17 protein-coding genes are annotated in these 15,144 nt (G+C 31.7%); 3 read left to right on the plus strand and 14 right to left on the minus strand.

What is annotated here, in order from left to right:
- Positions 1-319 (plus strand): transposase (locus tag H527_RS0106475; RefSeq protein WP_027411946.1); only part of this gene is annotated, 319 nt, incomplete at its 5' end.
- A gap of 98 nt (positions 320-417) precedes the next feature.
- Here H527_RS0106475 and H527_RS0106480 read toward each other — a convergent pair.
- Both H527_RS0106480 and argS read right to left on the minus strand, forming a co-directional pair.
- Complete coding sequence (locus tag H527_RS0106480) at positions 418-846, minus strand: GNAT family N-acetyltransferase (RefSeq protein ID WP_162143809.1); 429 nt, start codon at positions 844-846, stop codon at positions 418-420.
- Positions 847-1,021: 175 nt separating this feature from the next.
- The gene (argS, locus tag H527_RS0106485; protein ID WP_027411948.1) at positions 1,022-2,803 is read right to left on the minus strand and encodes an arginine--tRNA ligase; all 1,782 of its coding nucleotides are present in this window, start codon (positions 2,801-2,803) and stop codon (positions 1,022-1,024) included.
- 165 nt (positions 2,804-2,968) lie between these two features.
- Here argS and H527_RS0106490 point away from each other — a divergent pair, with 165 nt between their 5' ends.
- On the plus strand, positions 2,969-4,396 hold the full coding sequence (locus tag H527_RS0106490; protein WP_027411949.1) for an SDR family oxidoreductase: 1,428 nt from the start codon (positions 2,969-2,971) through the stop codon (positions 4,394-4,396).
- 80 nt (positions 4,397-4,476) lie between these two features.
- A complete protein-coding gene (locus H527_RS0106495; RefSeq protein ID WP_027411950.1) occupies positions 4,477-5,097 on the plus strand; it encodes a chromophore lyase CpcT/CpeT in 621 nt (206 codons plus the stop codon).
- A gap of 55 nt (positions 5,098-5,152) precedes the next feature.
- Here H527_RS0106495 and H527_RS0106500 read toward each other — a convergent pair whose 3' ends face one another.
- From H527_RS0106500 to ykgO, 12 genes are all read right to left on the minus strand, one after another.
- A complete protein-coding gene (locus tag H527_RS0106500; protein ID WP_027411951.1) occupies positions 5,153-5,563 on the minus strand; it encodes an RrF2 family transcriptional regulator in 411 nt (136 codons plus the stop codon).
- A 73-nt stretch (positions 5,564-5,636) separates the two neighbouring features.
- Positions 5,637-6,545, minus strand: a complete 909-nt coding sequence (gene ctlX, locus H527_RS0106505) for a citrulline utilization hydrolase CtlX (protein WP_035087566.1) — start codon at positions 6,543-6,545, stop codon at positions 5,637-5,639.
- 36 nt (positions 6,546-6,581) lie between these two features.
- Positions 6,582-7,544 (minus strand): arginase, encoded by a 963-nt coding sequence (locus H527_RS0106510; RefSeq protein WP_027411953.1) that lies wholly within the window; start codon positions 7,542-7,544, stop codon positions 6,582-6,584.
- A 114-nt stretch (positions 7,545-7,658) separates the two neighbouring features.
- On the minus strand, positions 7,659-8,945 hold the full coding sequence (locus tag H527_RS0106520) for a citrate synthase (protein ID WP_027411954.1): 1,287 nt from the start codon (positions 8,943-8,945) through the stop codon (positions 7,659-7,661).
- A gap of 174 nt (positions 8,946-9,119) precedes the next feature.
- The gene (gene eno / locus H527_RS0106525; protein ID WP_027411955.1) at positions 9,120-10,409 is read right to left on the minus strand and encodes a phosphopyruvate hydratase; all 1,290 of its coding nucleotides are present in this window, start codon (positions 10,407-10,409) and stop codon (positions 9,120-9,122) included.
- Between the two features lie 220 nt (positions 10,410-10,629).
- Positions 10,630-11,730 (minus strand): glutamine-hydrolyzing carbamoyl-phosphate synthase small subunit, encoded by a 1,101-nt coding sequence (gene carA / locus H527_RS0106530; RefSeq protein WP_027411956.1) that lies wholly within the window; start codon positions 11,728-11,730, stop codon positions 10,630-10,632.
- A gap of 183 nt (positions 11,731-11,913) precedes the next feature.
- Positions 11,914-12,405 carry a 50S ribosomal protein L17 gene (gene rplQ, locus H527_RS0106535; RefSeq protein ID WP_027411957.1) on the minus strand — a complete coding sequence of 164 codons (492 nt, stop codon included), beginning with the start codon at positions 12,403-12,405 and terminating at the stop codon, positions 11,914-11,916.
- Positions 12,406-12,465: 60 nt separating this feature from the next.
- On the minus strand, positions 12,466-13,458 hold the full coding sequence (locus H527_RS0106540; protein WP_027411958.1) for a DNA-directed RNA polymerase subunit alpha: 993 nt from the start codon (positions 13,456-13,458) through the stop codon (positions 12,466-12,468).
- A gap of 23 nt (positions 13,459-13,481) precedes the next feature.
- Complete coding sequence (gene rpsD / locus H527_RS0106545) at positions 13,482-14,087, minus strand: 30S ribosomal protein S4 (RefSeq protein WP_027411959.1); 606 nt, start codon at positions 14,085-14,087, stop codon at positions 13,482-13,484.
- Between the two features lie 130 nt (positions 14,088-14,217).
- A complete protein-coding gene (rpsK, locus tag H527_RS0106550) occupies positions 14,218-14,601 on the minus strand; it encodes a 30S ribosomal protein S11 (RefSeq protein WP_027411960.1) in 384 nt (127 codons plus the stop codon).
- An 8-nt stretch (positions 14,602-14,609) separates the two neighbouring features.
- On the minus strand, positions 14,610-14,984 hold the full coding sequence (rpsM, locus tag H527_RS0106555; protein WP_027411961.1) for a 30S ribosomal protein S13: 375 nt from the start codon (positions 14,982-14,984) through the stop codon (positions 14,610-14,612).
- A gap of 2 nt (positions 14,985-14,986) precedes the next feature.
- Positions 14,987-15,103: a type B 50S ribosomal protein L36 gene (gene ykgO / locus H527_RS21580; protein ID WP_013621733.1), complete on the minus strand. Its 117-nt coding sequence runs from the start codon at positions 15,101-15,103 to the stop codon at positions 14,987-14,989.
- Positions 15,104-15,144: the final 41 nt, after the last annotated feature.

Here is a 15,144-nt window from a genome sequence, read left to right on the forward strand (position 1 = left end):
GGATAAAGGATATATTTCCAAAGAGTTAGCCAACTTACTCTTTGATCAAGGCTTACACCTAGTAACAGGTATTAGAAACAATATGAAAAATGTATTAATGACACTAAGAGATAAAATATTGCTTCGCAAAAGATCAGTTATAGAAACTATCAATGATCAACTTAAAAACATCGCTCAAGCTGAACATTCCAGACACAGAAGTTTTGGAAATTTCATCACTAATTTAGTGGCTAGTCTAATAGCATACTCCTTTCAAGAAAAGAAACCAAGTATCAAATTTGAAACACAAAAATCTGAACAATTGACTCTTTTCTGTTAAATCCTTACGTCGAACTCAGGTTAATACTTTCTTATTCAATAAAAATGATAAGCTATTAGGGTTTTCTATCGGGAATATCTTAAACAAATAGAATACAATTAATAAATAATACTTTTAACTCCACTATAACTTATGATCTCCTCTCCTCCTACCACTTTTACTGAGTTCTTAATAATTTTAAATCCTTTTTTCTCAAAAAAAGATTGAGTTGTTTTATTTACTTGAGTAGTAAGCATTTTAATGTTAGTGTTCCTTGCTATTTTTTCAATTTCGGAATATAAATCACTTGCTATTCCTTGCCCATGATAATTCATATGGACAAAAAGATATTCAATATTCCCTTTTTTATCCATTGAAAAAGAGCCTACAATCTCCCCGTTTAATTTGGCATTATAGATAAAATCATTTTCAAATTTTTCTTGCCAATACGATTTATCAAGAGCTAGTTGGGAGTGGTTTTTTATTTCCGATTTTGTAAACAATTGCGCCCCATAAGTTATCACCGTTTGATAAAACAAATGTTGCATTAATGGTAAATCTTGATATGTTGCCCGTGATATATTACAATACATATTACTAAAATAAAAACAAATCTGTTATTATTGTAATTTTACTTGATGCTTATCCTAATTAATAGATAAAAGGAACAAAAAATCGATCTTCTTCTGTTTTTAAACAAAAAACAATATAAAAATATCGATTTTACATTCTATCAGGCACATTAATCCCCAAAAGACCAAAGGCGGATTTTATTGTATTTCCTACTAAGCCAGAAAGTTGTACTCTAAATATTTTTTCTTTATCTGTATCTGCCCCAAATATAGATACATTCTGAAAAAATGAATTATAACTCTTTACCAAATCATAAGTGTAATTAGCTATTATAGCAGGACTAAGTTCACTTGCTGCATTTTGGATAACCTCTGGATAATATTCTAATTGTTTAATAAGATCTCTTTCCTTTTCGTGTAATTTTATATCTGTAATACTTTCGTTATAATCAAGATCTGCTTTACGTAAAATCGCTTGAATTCTAGCATAGGTATATTGTATAAACGGACCTGTATTGCCTTGAAAATCTACAGATTCTTTAGGATCAAAAAGAATACGCTTTTTAGGGTCTACTTTTAATATAAAATATTTCAAAGCCCCAAGACCTATAATATTATAAACTTCATTTTTCTCTTCTTCTGTATACCCTTCCAATTTCCCTAAGTCTTTAGATATATCTCCTGCTGTAGATGTCATCTCTGCGATAAGTTCATCTGCATCTACTACGGTACCTTCTCTACTTTTCATTTTACCACTGGGCAAATCTACCATCCCATAGCTTAAATGGTATAATTGCTCTGCCCAATCATAGCCTAACTTTTTTAATATGGCAAACAGCACATTAAAATGATGATCTTGCTCATTACCAACAGTATAAATCATCCCTCCTACATCGGGGTTATCCTTAATACGCTGTATTGCTGTACCTATATCTTGTGTCATATATACAGAAGTACCATCGCTTCTTAATACTAGTTTATCATCTAACTTTTCATCATTTAAATCACACCAAACAGATCCATCTTCTTTTTTATAAAAAACACCATTAGCAAGTCCTTCTTCGATATTATCTTTACCCAACAAATAAGTGTTACTTTCATAATAATAACTATCAAAACTAACTCCTAAAGCTTTATATGTTTGATCAAAGCCTTCATACACCCATCCATTCATCATTTTCCATAATTGTACAACCTCTTCATCTCCTGCTTCCCATTTACGAAGCATCTCCTGAGCCTCTAATATAAAAGGCGCTTCTTTTTTAGCTTCTTCTTCTGTTTTGCCTTCTTTTGTAATTAAATGCTCTATTTGTTCTTTATATACTTGATCAAATTTTACATAATAATTACCTACTAGTTTATCTCCTTTAAGCCCAGTAGATTCTGGTGTTTCTTGATTACCATATCTTTGCCATGCTAACATGGATTTACAAATATGGATACCTCTATCATTAATAATTTGAGTTTTATACACTTTTTTGCCACTAGCTTTTATTATCTCTGCTACAGAGTATCCTAAAAGATTATTTCTAACATGACCTAAATGTAATGGCTTGTTAGTATTGGGTGAAGAGTACTCTACCATTAAAGCTTCTCCTTTTACCTCTGGAGTAACAAACCCGTACTGTTTATCTTCTTTTATTATTGCAAAAAAATCAAGATAATATAAATCTGAGATCACTAAATTAAGGAAACCTTTAACAACATTATAATCTTTTACTTCTTTTACATTTTCTACTAAGTACTTACCAATAGTTTCTCCTATTTGTAAGGGGTTTCCCTTTACTACACGAAGCATTGGGAACACGACCACTGTTATGTCTCCTTCAAATTCTTTTCGTGTTGCTTGTAGTTCTACAGACTCTAGACTAGCATCATACAATTGTAATATCGCTTCTTTTACTTTACCAGAAATCTTTTTTTGTAAACTCATTTTATAAAAAATTAGGTTGCAAAGATAGTAGAAATTACAGAGTCTCCTATGCGTTTCTATATCAATTCATTTTTTTGCGTCCAAAAAAATAATATAAAACAGCGATTATACAATTTTTAAAAATAGTTTACCCTATCCCTAATTCTTTGTACCTTATAAAGAAAAATGCGAATACTACTTACAGGGACTAATGGGTATATAGGAATGCGAATATTACCATTATTATTAGATCTTGGACATGACGTACTATGTTGTGTAAGAGATAAAAAAAGACTATCGATAGATCAAGAAATTAAAGAAAAAATTACTGTCATAGAAATTGATTTTCTAAAAGAGCCTGATCTATCTATTTTACCTATAAATATTGATGCTGCTTATTACCTTATACACTCCATGAGTTCCTCAACAACAGATTTTGATAAAAAAGAACAAATATCTGCTCTCAATTTCATTAAACATTTAGAGAAAACTACAGTTCAGCAAGTAATTTATTTAAGTGGTATTGTAAATGAGAAAAACTTATCTAAACATCTATGGTCTCGTAAAAACGTAGAAGAAATATTATATAAAGGTAAATATAACCTTACCGTTTTAAGATCAGGCATTATAGTAGGCTCTGGAAGCTCCTCTTTTGAAATTATACGTGATTTATGTGAGAAACTTCCTATAATGATTACCCCAAAATGGGTTAATACCAAAACGCAACCAATTGCTATTAGAGATGTTCTAATTTTTATGACAAGGGTTCTAGGAAACAAAAAATGCTATAATCAATCTTTTGACATAAGTGGTCCCGATATTCTTAGCTATAAAGAAATGCTATATCTATATGCTAAAGTAAGAGAAATCAAACTATTTATATTTACCATCCCAGTTATGACTCCAAAATTATCTTCTTATTGGCTATATTTTGTTACATCTACCTCTTATAAACTGGCACTAAATCTAGTAGACAGCATGAAAATCCCTGTTATTGCTAACAACAAACATCTTCAGGAAATGCTAGATATCACTCCTATGAATTATGTAAAAGCTTTAGAGTTGGCGTTTATAAAAATAGAACAAAACCAAGTTGTTTCTAGTTGGAAAGACTCAATGGTTAGTGGTCGTTTTGATAATAATATTCAAAAGCATATTTCTGTTCCTAAAAGAGGATGTTTTAAAGATTACAAAAAAGCTAAAATAAAAAATACTGAAAAAACAGTAGAAAAAATTTGGACTATAGGAGGAGAAAATGGATGGTATTATGGAAATTGGGTATGGAAAATAAGAGGATATATAGATAAATTTTTTGGAGGAGTTGGGTTACGAAGAGGAAGAACTAACCCAGATAAAATATTTTCTGGAGACGCCTTGGACTTTTGGAGAGTTCTTATTGCTGATAAAAAAAATAAACGTCTACTACTTTTTGCTGAAATGAAAATCCCCGGAGAGGCTTGGCTAGAATTTAATATTGATAATAACAATATCTTACATCAAACTGCTACTTTTAGACCTAAAGGTATTTGGGGGAGACTATATTGGTACTCTATGATTCCGTTTCATTTCTTTATTTTTTCAGGTATGATAAAAAAAATAGCTGCTATAAATTAATTTAATCCAGACAAAGTATTAAGTTTCATCGATAAATTACGCTCTTTTTTTTATTTTTCTTATATTTAATAAAAACCTGTATGAAGCAATTTTTACTAATTATTTTTCTACCTACATTATTTTTATCATGTGACTCTAAACCTATAAAAGATGTTGAGTTACATAAGTTAATATTGCTTTTAACAGGTGAGTTTTCTAATGAAGAACAAGCAGAAAATGATGTTAGTTTTACACATCTAAATTTAAAAAACATAAGAATTTGGGAAAACAAACCTGGATATTGGTTATATTCAGAAGTTTCTAATGCTAAAAACCATAATCTAGTATACATTCAAAGAATAATAAATTATAAAAGAATGAATGCTTCGACTTTTGTAAGTACAAGTTATACAATTCTTAATCCTGAAAATTATAAAGGAATTCAAGAAAAATCTAAACTTTTCAACAAATTGACTAGAGATAGCATTATAATAAGAGACGGATGCCAAATGTACTTTAAGAAAAAAACTTCAACAATATACTCTGGAAAAATCAAAAAAAAATCTTGTCCCAGTAGTATTGATTATATCGATTATATCACAAGTGCTTTTGTAATTAGCAAAAATAAAATTTCTATTTGGACAAAAGGATATGACAATAACGGAAAGCAAGTTTGGGGAAAAATAAAAGGGCCTTATAAATACAAAAGATTAAAAAAATAATACCCATTAATACTAAAACACTTCACATTCTTAAAATTACAATAAGTATGGTTATCTATTTGATAAAATCCGCCAGCGTTTTATTTTCTAACACTTTTAAGGTACTATCTCTTACCTCAATCATAACGCTATGCACTGCACATTGATCTTCGTCTGGGCAATCATCACATTTCTCATAAAAATTAAGGCTCACACACGGTACCATAGCAATTGGCCCTTCTAAAACTCTTATTATAGAAGCCATCGTAATATTTTTTGGGTCTTTAATAAGGTAATACCCTCCTCCTTTTCCTTTTTTAGAACCTAAAAACCCTGTTTTTCTTAAAGTTAATAAGATACTTTCTAAAAATTTTTGAGAAATATTCTCACTAATTGCAATCTCTGATATTAAAACAGGGTGATCACATTTTTTTCTTGCAATATATGTAAGTGCCTTTAGGCCGTATTTAGTTTTCTTAGAAAGCATATTTTAATTAGTTTCAGATATATAACTTGTAATTATAATACGGTATTTTAAACCCTAATTTTATAAATATAAGTTACGGACATAAAGGAAGAAAAACTTCTGCCATCATACAGCGCGCACTTCCTCCTCCTAATCTTTCAATAGTACCCAAATCACTATGAAGAATAGCACAATGTTTTTCTATTTTGATTATTTGATCCTTAGTAAGGCTGTTAAAAGCTGCTGTTGACATCACAAGATAACGCTTGTCTCCTAAACCTACAACTTGAAGCATATTACCAGCAAAGTTATTTACCTGATCTTCTGTAATCGAAATAATTTCTTTTTTATCTTGTTTTAAATGTTTAATGATATTTTTTCGTTCCTTTTTATCATCTATACAATCTAAACACACTACTGCAAATGTTTCTCCAATCCCCATCATAACATTTGTATGATATATTGGTAATCTATTAGAGTTTACTGTTTGATATGCCGTAAAAATAACAGGAGTGTATTCAAAATCTTCACAAAATTCTATTAGTAGATCCTCGTTTGCTCTGGGAGATAACGCACAGTATGCTTTTTTGTTTACTCTATCCAATACAAGACTACCTGTACCCTCTAAGAACAACTCTGCTTCTTCTGCATCTGTATAATCAATAATATTTTTTATTTCGAAACCAGATTCTTCAATTCGATCTAAAACTTCTGGATTACGCTCTTTTCGTCTATTAACTGCAAACATTGGATATATTCCTACATTTCCATTTTGATGAAAAGAAATCCAGTTGTTTGGAAAAATAGAGTCAGGAGTATTATTATCAGGATTATCGTCAATAACAATAACTCGAACTCCTACTTCTTTCAGATTTTTTACAAATTGATCAAATTCTCGTTGCGCTTTTAGATTGGCTTCTTCAGGTTTTATTCCTGCATCTTTTTGATAGTAATTATTTACAGCAGTTTCCTCGTTCATCCTAAACTGTGCAGGACGAATCATGACTATGGTATTTGTGACTTGATTTTCCAATATAAATTAATGTATCATTTTTTCTACAATTGTATCTGTTGTTGCTTTTAGCACTTCAAAGGCTGCTTCTGCCATTCTATTCCCTTTATTATCAAGAGTAGGATTAACTTCAACGACTTCAAAACAAACAGTTTTTTTTGTTTTTACAAACGCCTGGATAATACAAATTGCTTCATTAATATCAAATCCTCTAGAAACAGGAGTACCTGTTCCTTTAGATATTAAATCACAATCTAAACTATCTACATCAAAAGATATATATATAATATCACAATCCTCTAATCTTTGAACAGCTTCTTTTAAACACTTTTCATAACCTCGATAGCGTATTTCTTCTACTGTATAGTTTTTAATCTTATTTTTTTCTATAACTTTTTCTTCAGGCTCTTCTGTATCTCTTACTCCAAAATATATTATATGTTCGTGCTTAATTTTCTGACCATCAACACCGATATTTTTCATTTTACTCCATAGTCTGGCCGTCTCTTCTGATACTTCATTTGTTTTACAATCAAGATTATCATCAAAAAGTGCTGCTGCTAACGGCATACCATGTATATTTCCTGAAGGTGATGTATAAGGAGAATGCACATCGGCATGTGCATCTATCCAAACTACGCCTAATGTTTTGGTAGGATTTGCTGTTTTTATTCCGCTAATTGTTCCTAATGCAGAAGAATGATCTCCAGATAACACAATTGGATATTCATTCCTTTCTAAACTTTTTGCTACGCTACTACTTAATCTGGTACACACATTAATTACACTTCCTATTCGTTTAGCAAAAGAGTTATTTACTTTATCATAAATAGTTTCATTTTCTGTCTCTACATTTTCATATTTATAAAGATTAAAATAATCATCTTTACTATTAATAGCTGCTATTTCTATTGCATCAATCCCCAGATCAGAACCTCTGGTTCCTGCTCCGATATCAGATCTATTTTTAATTAATTTAATTTCTTTCATGATTTATTTTATTGTTTTTAAATTATTCCAAAAAAGAACAATAGCTAAAACAACAAAAGCTTTACAGATTTATGAAAAAATAATGTAAAGCTTTATGTGTAAAAATATACTTTTCTATCTATCCTCTACCTTTACAAAAGATCTAAGATTTTCTCCAACGTATATCTGTCTAGGTCTACCGATAGGTTCTTTACGAAGTCGCATCTCTCTCCATTGCGCAATCCAACCTGGTAATCTACCTAAGGCAAACATTACAGTAAACATTTCTGTCGGAATTCCTAGAGATCTATAAATGATTCCTGAATAAAAATCAACATTCGGATATAATTTTCTTTTCACAAAATAGTCATCTTCCAATGCTACTGAAGCCAAACCTTTGGCTATATCTAGAACAGGGTCTTCAATCCCTAAATTTCCTAAAACTTCTTCAGCAGATTTTTTTATAATCTTAGCTCTTGGATCAAAATTCTTATATACTCTGTGTCCAAACCCCATTAATCGAAAAGGATCATCTTTATCTTTTGCTTTATTGATATACTTTGCTGTATCTCCTCCATCGGCTTTAATTGCTTCCAACATTTCAATAACCGCTTGGTTGGCACCTCCATGAAGAGGTCCCCATAATGCAGATATACCTGCTGATAAGGATGCAAACAATCCAGCGTGAGAGGAACCTACTATTCTAACGGTAGAAGTAGAACAGTTTTGCTCGTGATCTGCATGAAGGATTAGTAATTTATCTAATGCATCGTTAACTATCCTGTTAGGCTCATAAGTTTTGTTTGGTCTTGAAAACATCATTTTATGTATATTTTCAACATATCCTAATGAATTATCTCCATAATCTAAAGGGAGACTTTTTCTCTTTCTCATTGTCCATGCTGCTAACACAGGGAATTTTGCCATTATCTTCACAATAGCATTATACATAGCTTCTTCTGATGCGACATCTACAGAACCTGGATTAAAAGCAATTAATGCGCTTGTCAGTGAAGACAAAACTCCCATTGGATGGGCGCTTTTAGGAAAACCATCTAAGATTTTCTTCATATCTTCATCTACATGAGATTCTTCTTTTATATCTTTATCAAACTTATTTAGCTGTGCTGCCGTAGGAAGTTCTCCAAATATTAGCAGATATGCAACTTCTAAAAAATCTGCCTTTTCTGCTAATTCTTCTATAGAATATCCTCGATATCTTAGAATTCCTTTTTCTCCATCAAGAAAAGTGATACCACTCTCACAACTTCCTGTATTTTTATATCCAGGATCTATGGTTGTAACACCACCGGTTACATCTCTAAGTGTCTTGATATCAATTCCTAGTTCATTCTCTGTTCCTTCTATAATTGGGAACTCATATCTATTACCGTCGATTTCTAACGTAGCTTTTTTTGACATGTGATTATTTTAGAATTTTGCTGTTATTGTAGGATCGCTAAATTACGAAATATAGTGTTAATATATTATTAATCATGAAATCATTTTTAACCTTACAAAACATTTTCAAGATTACATAAAATAAAAGAGGGGAGATTTTTAAAAATCTCCCCTCTTTTTATAAAAAAAATATTTTTATTTTATTTTAAAAGCATCTCTTTTGGGATAGTAAGCAACAGTACCTAGTTCTTCTTCAATACGAAGTAATTGGTTATATTTTGCCATTCTATCGCTACGAGAAGCTGATCCTGTTTTAATCTGCCCTGTATTTAAAGCTACTGCCAGATCTGCAATAGTATTATCTTCTGTTTCTCCAGATCTATGAGACATTACAGAAGTATATCCTGCATTATGTGCCATATTTACCGCTGCTATAGTCTCTGTAAGGGTTCCTATTTGATTTACCTTAATTAATATTGAATTTGCAATACCATTTTTGATTCCTTTAGAAAGTCGTTCTACATTAGTCACAAATAAATCATCGCCTACTAATTGAACTTTATCTCCTATTTTATCTGTAAGATATTTCCAACCCTCCCAATCATTTTCATCCATACCATCTTCTATTGAAATAATAGGGTATTTTGAAGATAATTCTGCAAGATAATTCGCTTGTTCTTGACTACTACGAACAACTCCTTTATCTCCTTCAAATTTGGTATAATCATATTTACCATCTACATAAAACTCAGCTGCTGCACAATCTAATGCTACCATTATTTCATCTCCGAGCTTATACCCTGCTTTTTCCACTGCTAAAGCAATCGAATCTAAAGCATCTTCTGTACCATCTAATTTTGGAGCAAAACCACCCTCATCACCTACTGCTGTACTTAATCCACGATCATGTAGCACTTTTTTAAGGTTATGAAAAATCTCAGTTCCCATTTGCATTGCATGCGTAAAGTTTTTAGCCTTTACTGGCATTACCATAAATTCCTGAAATGCTATTGGAGCATCGCTGTGTGATCCTCCATTTATAATATTCATCATTGGCACAGGCAAAGTATTTGCACTAACCCCTCCTATATAACGATACAATGGCATATTAAGCTCACTTGCTGCTGCTTTTGCTACCGCTAACGAAACTCCTAATATTGCATTAGCTCCTAACTTTGATTTGTTTGGAGTACCATCTAACTCAATCATTGTTTGATCTAATAAATTTTGATCAAACACAGAGTACCCCAATAATTCTTCAGCAATTATTGTGTTTACATTTTCAATCGCTTTAAGAACTCCTTTACCCATATATGCCGAACCCCCATCTCGTAATTCTACCGCTTCATGTTCTCCTGTAGAAGCTCCAGAAGGAACAGCTGCTCTACCTAAAATACCATTTTCGGTAATTACGTCTACCTCTACTGTTGGGTTACCTCTTGAATCTAAGATTTGTCTAGCGTGAATATTAATAATTACACTCATGTTTTAAATTTATTTGTTGGATAATTCTAATTCGATGCAATATACAAAACCAGTAAATTTTAATAACTTCAAAAAACTTTAATTTATCATTCCAAATCACAATATAATGATGAAGTTATTAACTATAACGTTAGAGGAATCCTGTCTAATGAAGTTAAATCCTACTCAAAAGAGCAAAATATTATTAAAATAAACTAGCTTTTAATCAAATAGACAAATTTTATTTTTTCATATTATCAATAAACTGATCAAATAAATACAAGGAATCATTTGGACCAGGGCTAGCTTCAGGATGATATTGTACAGAGAAACAATTCTTATTTTTCATCCTAATACCCGCTACTGTATTATCATTAAGATGAACATGTGTTATTTCAACATCTTTGTTTTTTTCAGCTTCTTCTTTATTTATTGCAAATCCGTGGTTCTGCGAAGTTATTTCTCCACTACCAGTTATCAAGTTTTTAACTGGGTGATTTATTCCTCTGTGTCCATTATGCATTTTATAGGTGCTAATTCCATTTGCTAATGCTATTACTTGATGCCCTAAACAGATACCAAAAAGCGGTTTGTTATTATTTAAAATTTCTTTAGCTGTATTAATTGCTTGAAATAACGGTTCTGGATCCCCAGGACCATTTGACAAAAAGAACCCATCTGGCCTCCAATCATTCATCTCCTCAAACGTTGCATCAAAAGGAAATACTTTTATATACGCATCTCTTTTTGCTAAGTTTCTAAGTATATTTCGTTTAACTCCCAAATCTAGTGCAGATATTTTATATATAGCATTAGGATCTCCATAAAAATAGGGTTTTACTGTTGACACTTTAGAAGCTAATTCTAATCCGCTCATAGCAGGAACACCTTCTAATTCCTTTTTTAAAGCTTCTATATTATCTACCTCTGTAGAAATTACAGCATTCATTGCTCCATTATCTCTTATATAACTAACTAATGCACGAGTATCTACATCTGAAATTGCAAGAAGGTTATGTTTTTCCAAAAAGTCTTGTAAAGAACTATCAGCTAAACTTCTAGAATATTCATAACTAAAATTTTTGACAATCAAACCTGAAATCTTAATTGAATCAGATTCCGTTTCTTCTTCATTAGTTCCGTAATTACCAATATGCACATTAGTAGCCACCATTAATTGCCCATAATAAGAGGGATCTGTAAAAATTTCCTGATAACCAGTCATACCAGTATTAAAACATACTTCACCAAAGGCGTTACCTTCTCTCCCTACTGCTTTACCATGAAAAATGGTTCCATCTGCTAATAAGAGAATTGCTTTTTTTCGAGATTGATATTTCATCTGTAAATAAAAATTATTTTTTAAGATTCGAACACAAGTTGCAAAATTAGCATTTTAGCAACTTACAATGCTCGCTTTGTTTTTAATTGTTTAAAAGATCAGACTTTATAAAATTATTCAAAAAAAAAGGATAAACGACGAACGTTTATCCTTTTTACATTATGTGCGATTCGCATCTTTCATTTATTCTTCTTCAGAACTAGGGGTTTCTGTTGCAGGAGCAGGAGCTACAGGAGCTGCTGCCGACTCTGACTTATTTCCTTTACCACCTCTTCTTCTTGATTTTTTCTTAGCAGGTTTACCAGCATTATAAAGCTCGTTATAATCCACTAATTCAATCATTGCCATATCTGCATTATCTCCAAGACGATTACCAAGTTTAATAATTCTTGTATACCCTCCAGGACGATCTCCTACTTTAGGAGCTACATCTCTAAACAATTCAGTAACCGCATACTTATTACGCAACTTACTAAATACGATACGACGATTATGCGTAGTATCTTCTTTAGATTTTGTTACCAATGGCTCTACAAATTGCTTAAGTGCTTTTGCTTTTGCAACTGTAGTGTTTATTCTTTTATGCTCTATTAAGGAACAAGCCATATTCGCAAGCATTGCTTTACGATGTGCTGTTTTTCTTCCTAAATGATTTACTTTTTTTCCGTGTCTCATGACATTTAATTTTAATCATCATCTTGCTACAACCCTCTCTGGGGAGCAAAATATGATAGATTAGTCTTTATCTAATTTATATTTAGAGAGATCCATACCAAAGTTAAGTCCTTTAACGTTTACTAATTCTTCAAGTTCAGTTAAAGATTTCTTACCAAAGTTACGGAACTTCATTAAGTCATTTTTATTGTAAGATACCAAATCTCCTAAAGTATCTACTTCTGCTGCTTTCAAACAATTTAATGCACGTACAGAAAGATCCATGTCGATCAATTTAGTTTTTAACAACTGTCTCATATGAAGAGATTCTTCATCATAAGTTTCTGTTTGTGCAATCTCATCAGCCTCTAGTGTTATACGTTCATCAGAGAACAACATAAAGTGATGAATTAATATTTTAGCAGCTTCAGTTAATGCATCTTTAGGATGTATAGACCCATCAGTTACAATTTCAAAAACTAATTTTTCGTAATCTGTTTTTTGCTCTACACGATAATTCTCTATGCTATACTTTACATTTTTAATTGGAGTATATATTGAATCTGTAAAAATAGTTCCAATAGGAGCATTAGCTTTCTTGTTTTCTTCAGCAGGAACATAACCTCTACCTTTTTCTATGGTAATTTCAAGGTTAAGTGCTACTTTTTTATCCATATTACAAATAACTAAATCTGGATTTAAAACCTGAAAACCAGAAATAAATTTCTGAAAATCACCAGCAGTTAATTGCTCTTGTCCAGAAATAGATATTGTCACAGATTCATTATCAATATCTTCTATTTGGCGCTTAAAACGTGCCTGTTTAAGATTTAAAATAATTTCTGTAACATCTTCTACAACTCCAGAAATAGTTGAGAACTCGTGATCTACACCTTCCATTCTAAGAGAAGTTATAGCGAATCCTTCTAAAGAAGACAGCAAAACTCTTCGTAAAGCATTACCAACTGTTAATCCATACCCTGGTTCTAATGGTCTAAATTCAAATTTACCATCGAACTCAGTGGAGTCGATCATGATAACTTTATCGGGCTTCTGAAAATTTAATATTGCCATGTTATTGTTTCTTCTTAGAGTTATTACTTAGAGTATAATTCGACGATAAATTGTTCGTTAATGTTTTCCGGAATTTGAATTCTTGCCGGAACTGACACAAAAGTACCTTGCTTAGTATCATTATTAAATGTAATCCATTCGTACACTTTACTATTATTAGCTAATGAATTTTGGATTACTTCTAATGATTTTGATTTTTCTCTCACACCAACAACATCACCAGATTTTAACTGATAAGAAGGAATATTAACCTGTTGCCCATTTACAGTAATATGTCTGTGAGAAACTAATTGTCTTGCGCCGCTTCTAGAATTTGAAAGTCCCATTCTAAACACTACATTATCTAAACGAGATTCACATAACTGAAGTAAAACTTCACCTGTAATACCCTGAGCACGAGTAGCTTTTTCAAACATGTTACGGAACTGACGTTCAAGAACACCATAAGTATACTTAGCTTTTTGCTTTTCCATTAATTGGATTGCATATTCACTCTTTTTACCTCTTCTTCTGTTGTTTCCATGTTGCCCAGGAGGATAATTTCTTTTTTCGAAAGATTTATCATCTCCGAAAATTGCTTCGCCAAATTTACGAGCGATTTTAGTTTTTGGACCAGTATATCTTGCCATTATTGATTGTTTAGTTATAGAGGATAATTATGAATTAAGGTCTCTTTCCTTCGATAATTGATACTCCTCTTTTAGATTTACTTATTTAATTATATAAAAAGAACCCGAACAACAAAGTTCGGGATAGTAATTATACTCGACGTCTTTTAGGAGGACGACATCCATTATGTGGCATTGGAGTAACATCGATAATTTCTGAAACTTCTATACCTGCATTATGAAGAGAACGTATTGCTGACTCTCTACCATTCCCTGGACCTTTTACGTATACTTTAACCTTCTTAAGCCCTGCTTCTAAAGCAACTTTTGAAGCATCTTCTGCAGCTAATTGAGCAGCATATGGAGTATTCTTTTTAGAACCTCTAAAACCCATTTTACCAGCAGAAGACCAAGAAATTACGTCTCCCTTTTTATTTGTTAACGAAATAATAATGTTGTTAAAAGAAGCAGTTACATGTGCTTCTCCTACAGACTCAACAATTACTTTACGTTTTTTTGAAGTTGACTTTGCCATACTACTTATTATTTAGTTGCTTTTTTCTTGTTAGCAACTGTTTTTCTTCTTCCTTTACGTGTTCTAGAATTATTTTTAGTACGTTGCCCTCTAAGTGGTAAACCAGCTCTGTGGCGAATACCTCTATAACATCCTATATCCATAAGACGCTTGATATTCAACTGTACTTCAGAACGTAATTCTCCTTCTATGGTATAGACTCCAACAGCCTCTCGAATACGACCAATTTGATCATCATCCCAATCAGAAACTTTTATGTTTTCATCTACTTTGGCAGCTACTAAAATCTCTTTAGCTCTACTTCTACCAATTCCGAAGATATAGGTTAATGCTATAACTCCTCGCTTTTGTTTAGGTATATCTACCCCTGCAATTCTTGCCATAATTACCCTTGTCTTTGTTTAAATCTAGGATTCTTTTTATTAATCACGTAAAGTCGGCCTTTTCTACGCACAATCTTGCACTCGGCACTTCTCTTTTTTATTGATGCTCTAACTTTCATCTCTTTGTTTTTTATTCCCAAAACATATTAATATATTATTT

The organism is Aquimarina muelleri DSM 19832 (assembly GCF_000430665.1).
Taxonomy (GTDB): Bacteria; Bacteroidota; Bacteroidia; order Flavobacteriales; family Flavobacteriaceae; genus Aquimarina; species Aquimarina muelleri.

Bases quoted from the DNA above. Each gene is read 5' to 3' on its own strand.
- H527_RS0106480 (WP_162143809.1), bottom strand. From the start codon at position 846: ATGCAACATTTGTTTTATCAAACGGTGATAACTTATGGGGCGCAATTG.
- argS (WP_027411948.1), bottom strand. From the start codon at position 2,803: ATGAGTTTACAAAAAAAGATTTCTGGTAAAGTAAAAGAAGCGATATTA.
- H527_RS0106490 (WP_027411949.1), top strand. From the start codon at position 2,969: ATGCGAATACTACTTACAGGGACTAATGGGTATATAGGAATGCGAATA.
- H527_RS0106495 (WP_027411950.1), top strand. From the start codon at position 4,477: ATGAAGCAATTTTTACTAATTATTTTTCTACCTACATTATTTTTATCA.
- H527_RS0106500 (WP_027411951.1), bottom strand. From the start codon at position 5,563: ATGCTTTCTAAGAAAACTAAATACGGCCTAAAGGCACTTACATATATT.
- ctlX (WP_035087566.1), bottom strand. From the start codon at position 6,545: ATGATTCGTCCTGCACAGTTTAGGATGAACGAGGAAACTGCTGTAAAT.
- H527_RS0106510 (WP_027411953.1), bottom strand. From the start codon at position 7,544: ATGAAAGAAATTAAATTAATTAAAAATAGATCTGATATCGGAGCAGGA.
- H527_RS0106520 (WP_027411954.1), bottom strand. From the start codon at position 8,945: ATGTCAAAAAAAGCTACGTTAGAAATCGACGGTAATAGATATGAGTTC.
- eno (WP_027411955.1), bottom strand. From the start codon at position 10,409: ATGAGTGTAATTATTAATATTCACGCTAGACAAATCTTAGATTCAAGA.
- carA (WP_027411956.1), bottom strand. From the start codon at position 11,730: ATGAAATATCAATCTCGAAAAAAAGCAATTCTCTTATTAGCAGATGGA.
- rplQ (WP_027411957.1), bottom strand. From the start codon at position 12,405: ATGAGACACGGAAAAAAAGTAAATCATTTAGGAAGAAAAACAGCACAT.
- H527_RS0106540 (WP_027411958.1), bottom strand. From the start codon at position 13,458: ATGGCAATATTAAATTTTCAGAAGCCCGATAAAGTTATCATGATCGAC.
- rpsD (WP_027411959.1), bottom strand. From the start codon at position 14,087: ATGGCAAGATATACTGGTCCAAAAACTAAAATCGCTCGTAAATTTGGC.
- rpsK (WP_027411960.1), bottom strand. From the start codon at position 14,601: ATGGCAAAGTCAACTTCAAAAAAACGTAAAGTAATTGTTGAGTCTGTA.
- rpsM (WP_027411961.1), bottom strand. From the start codon at position 14,984: ATGGCAAGAATTGCAGGGGTAGATATACCTAAACAAAAGCGAGGAGTT.
- ykgO (WP_013621733.1), bottom strand. From the start codon at position 15,103: ATGAAAGTTAGAGCATCAATAAAAAAGAGAAGTGCCGAGTGCAAGATT.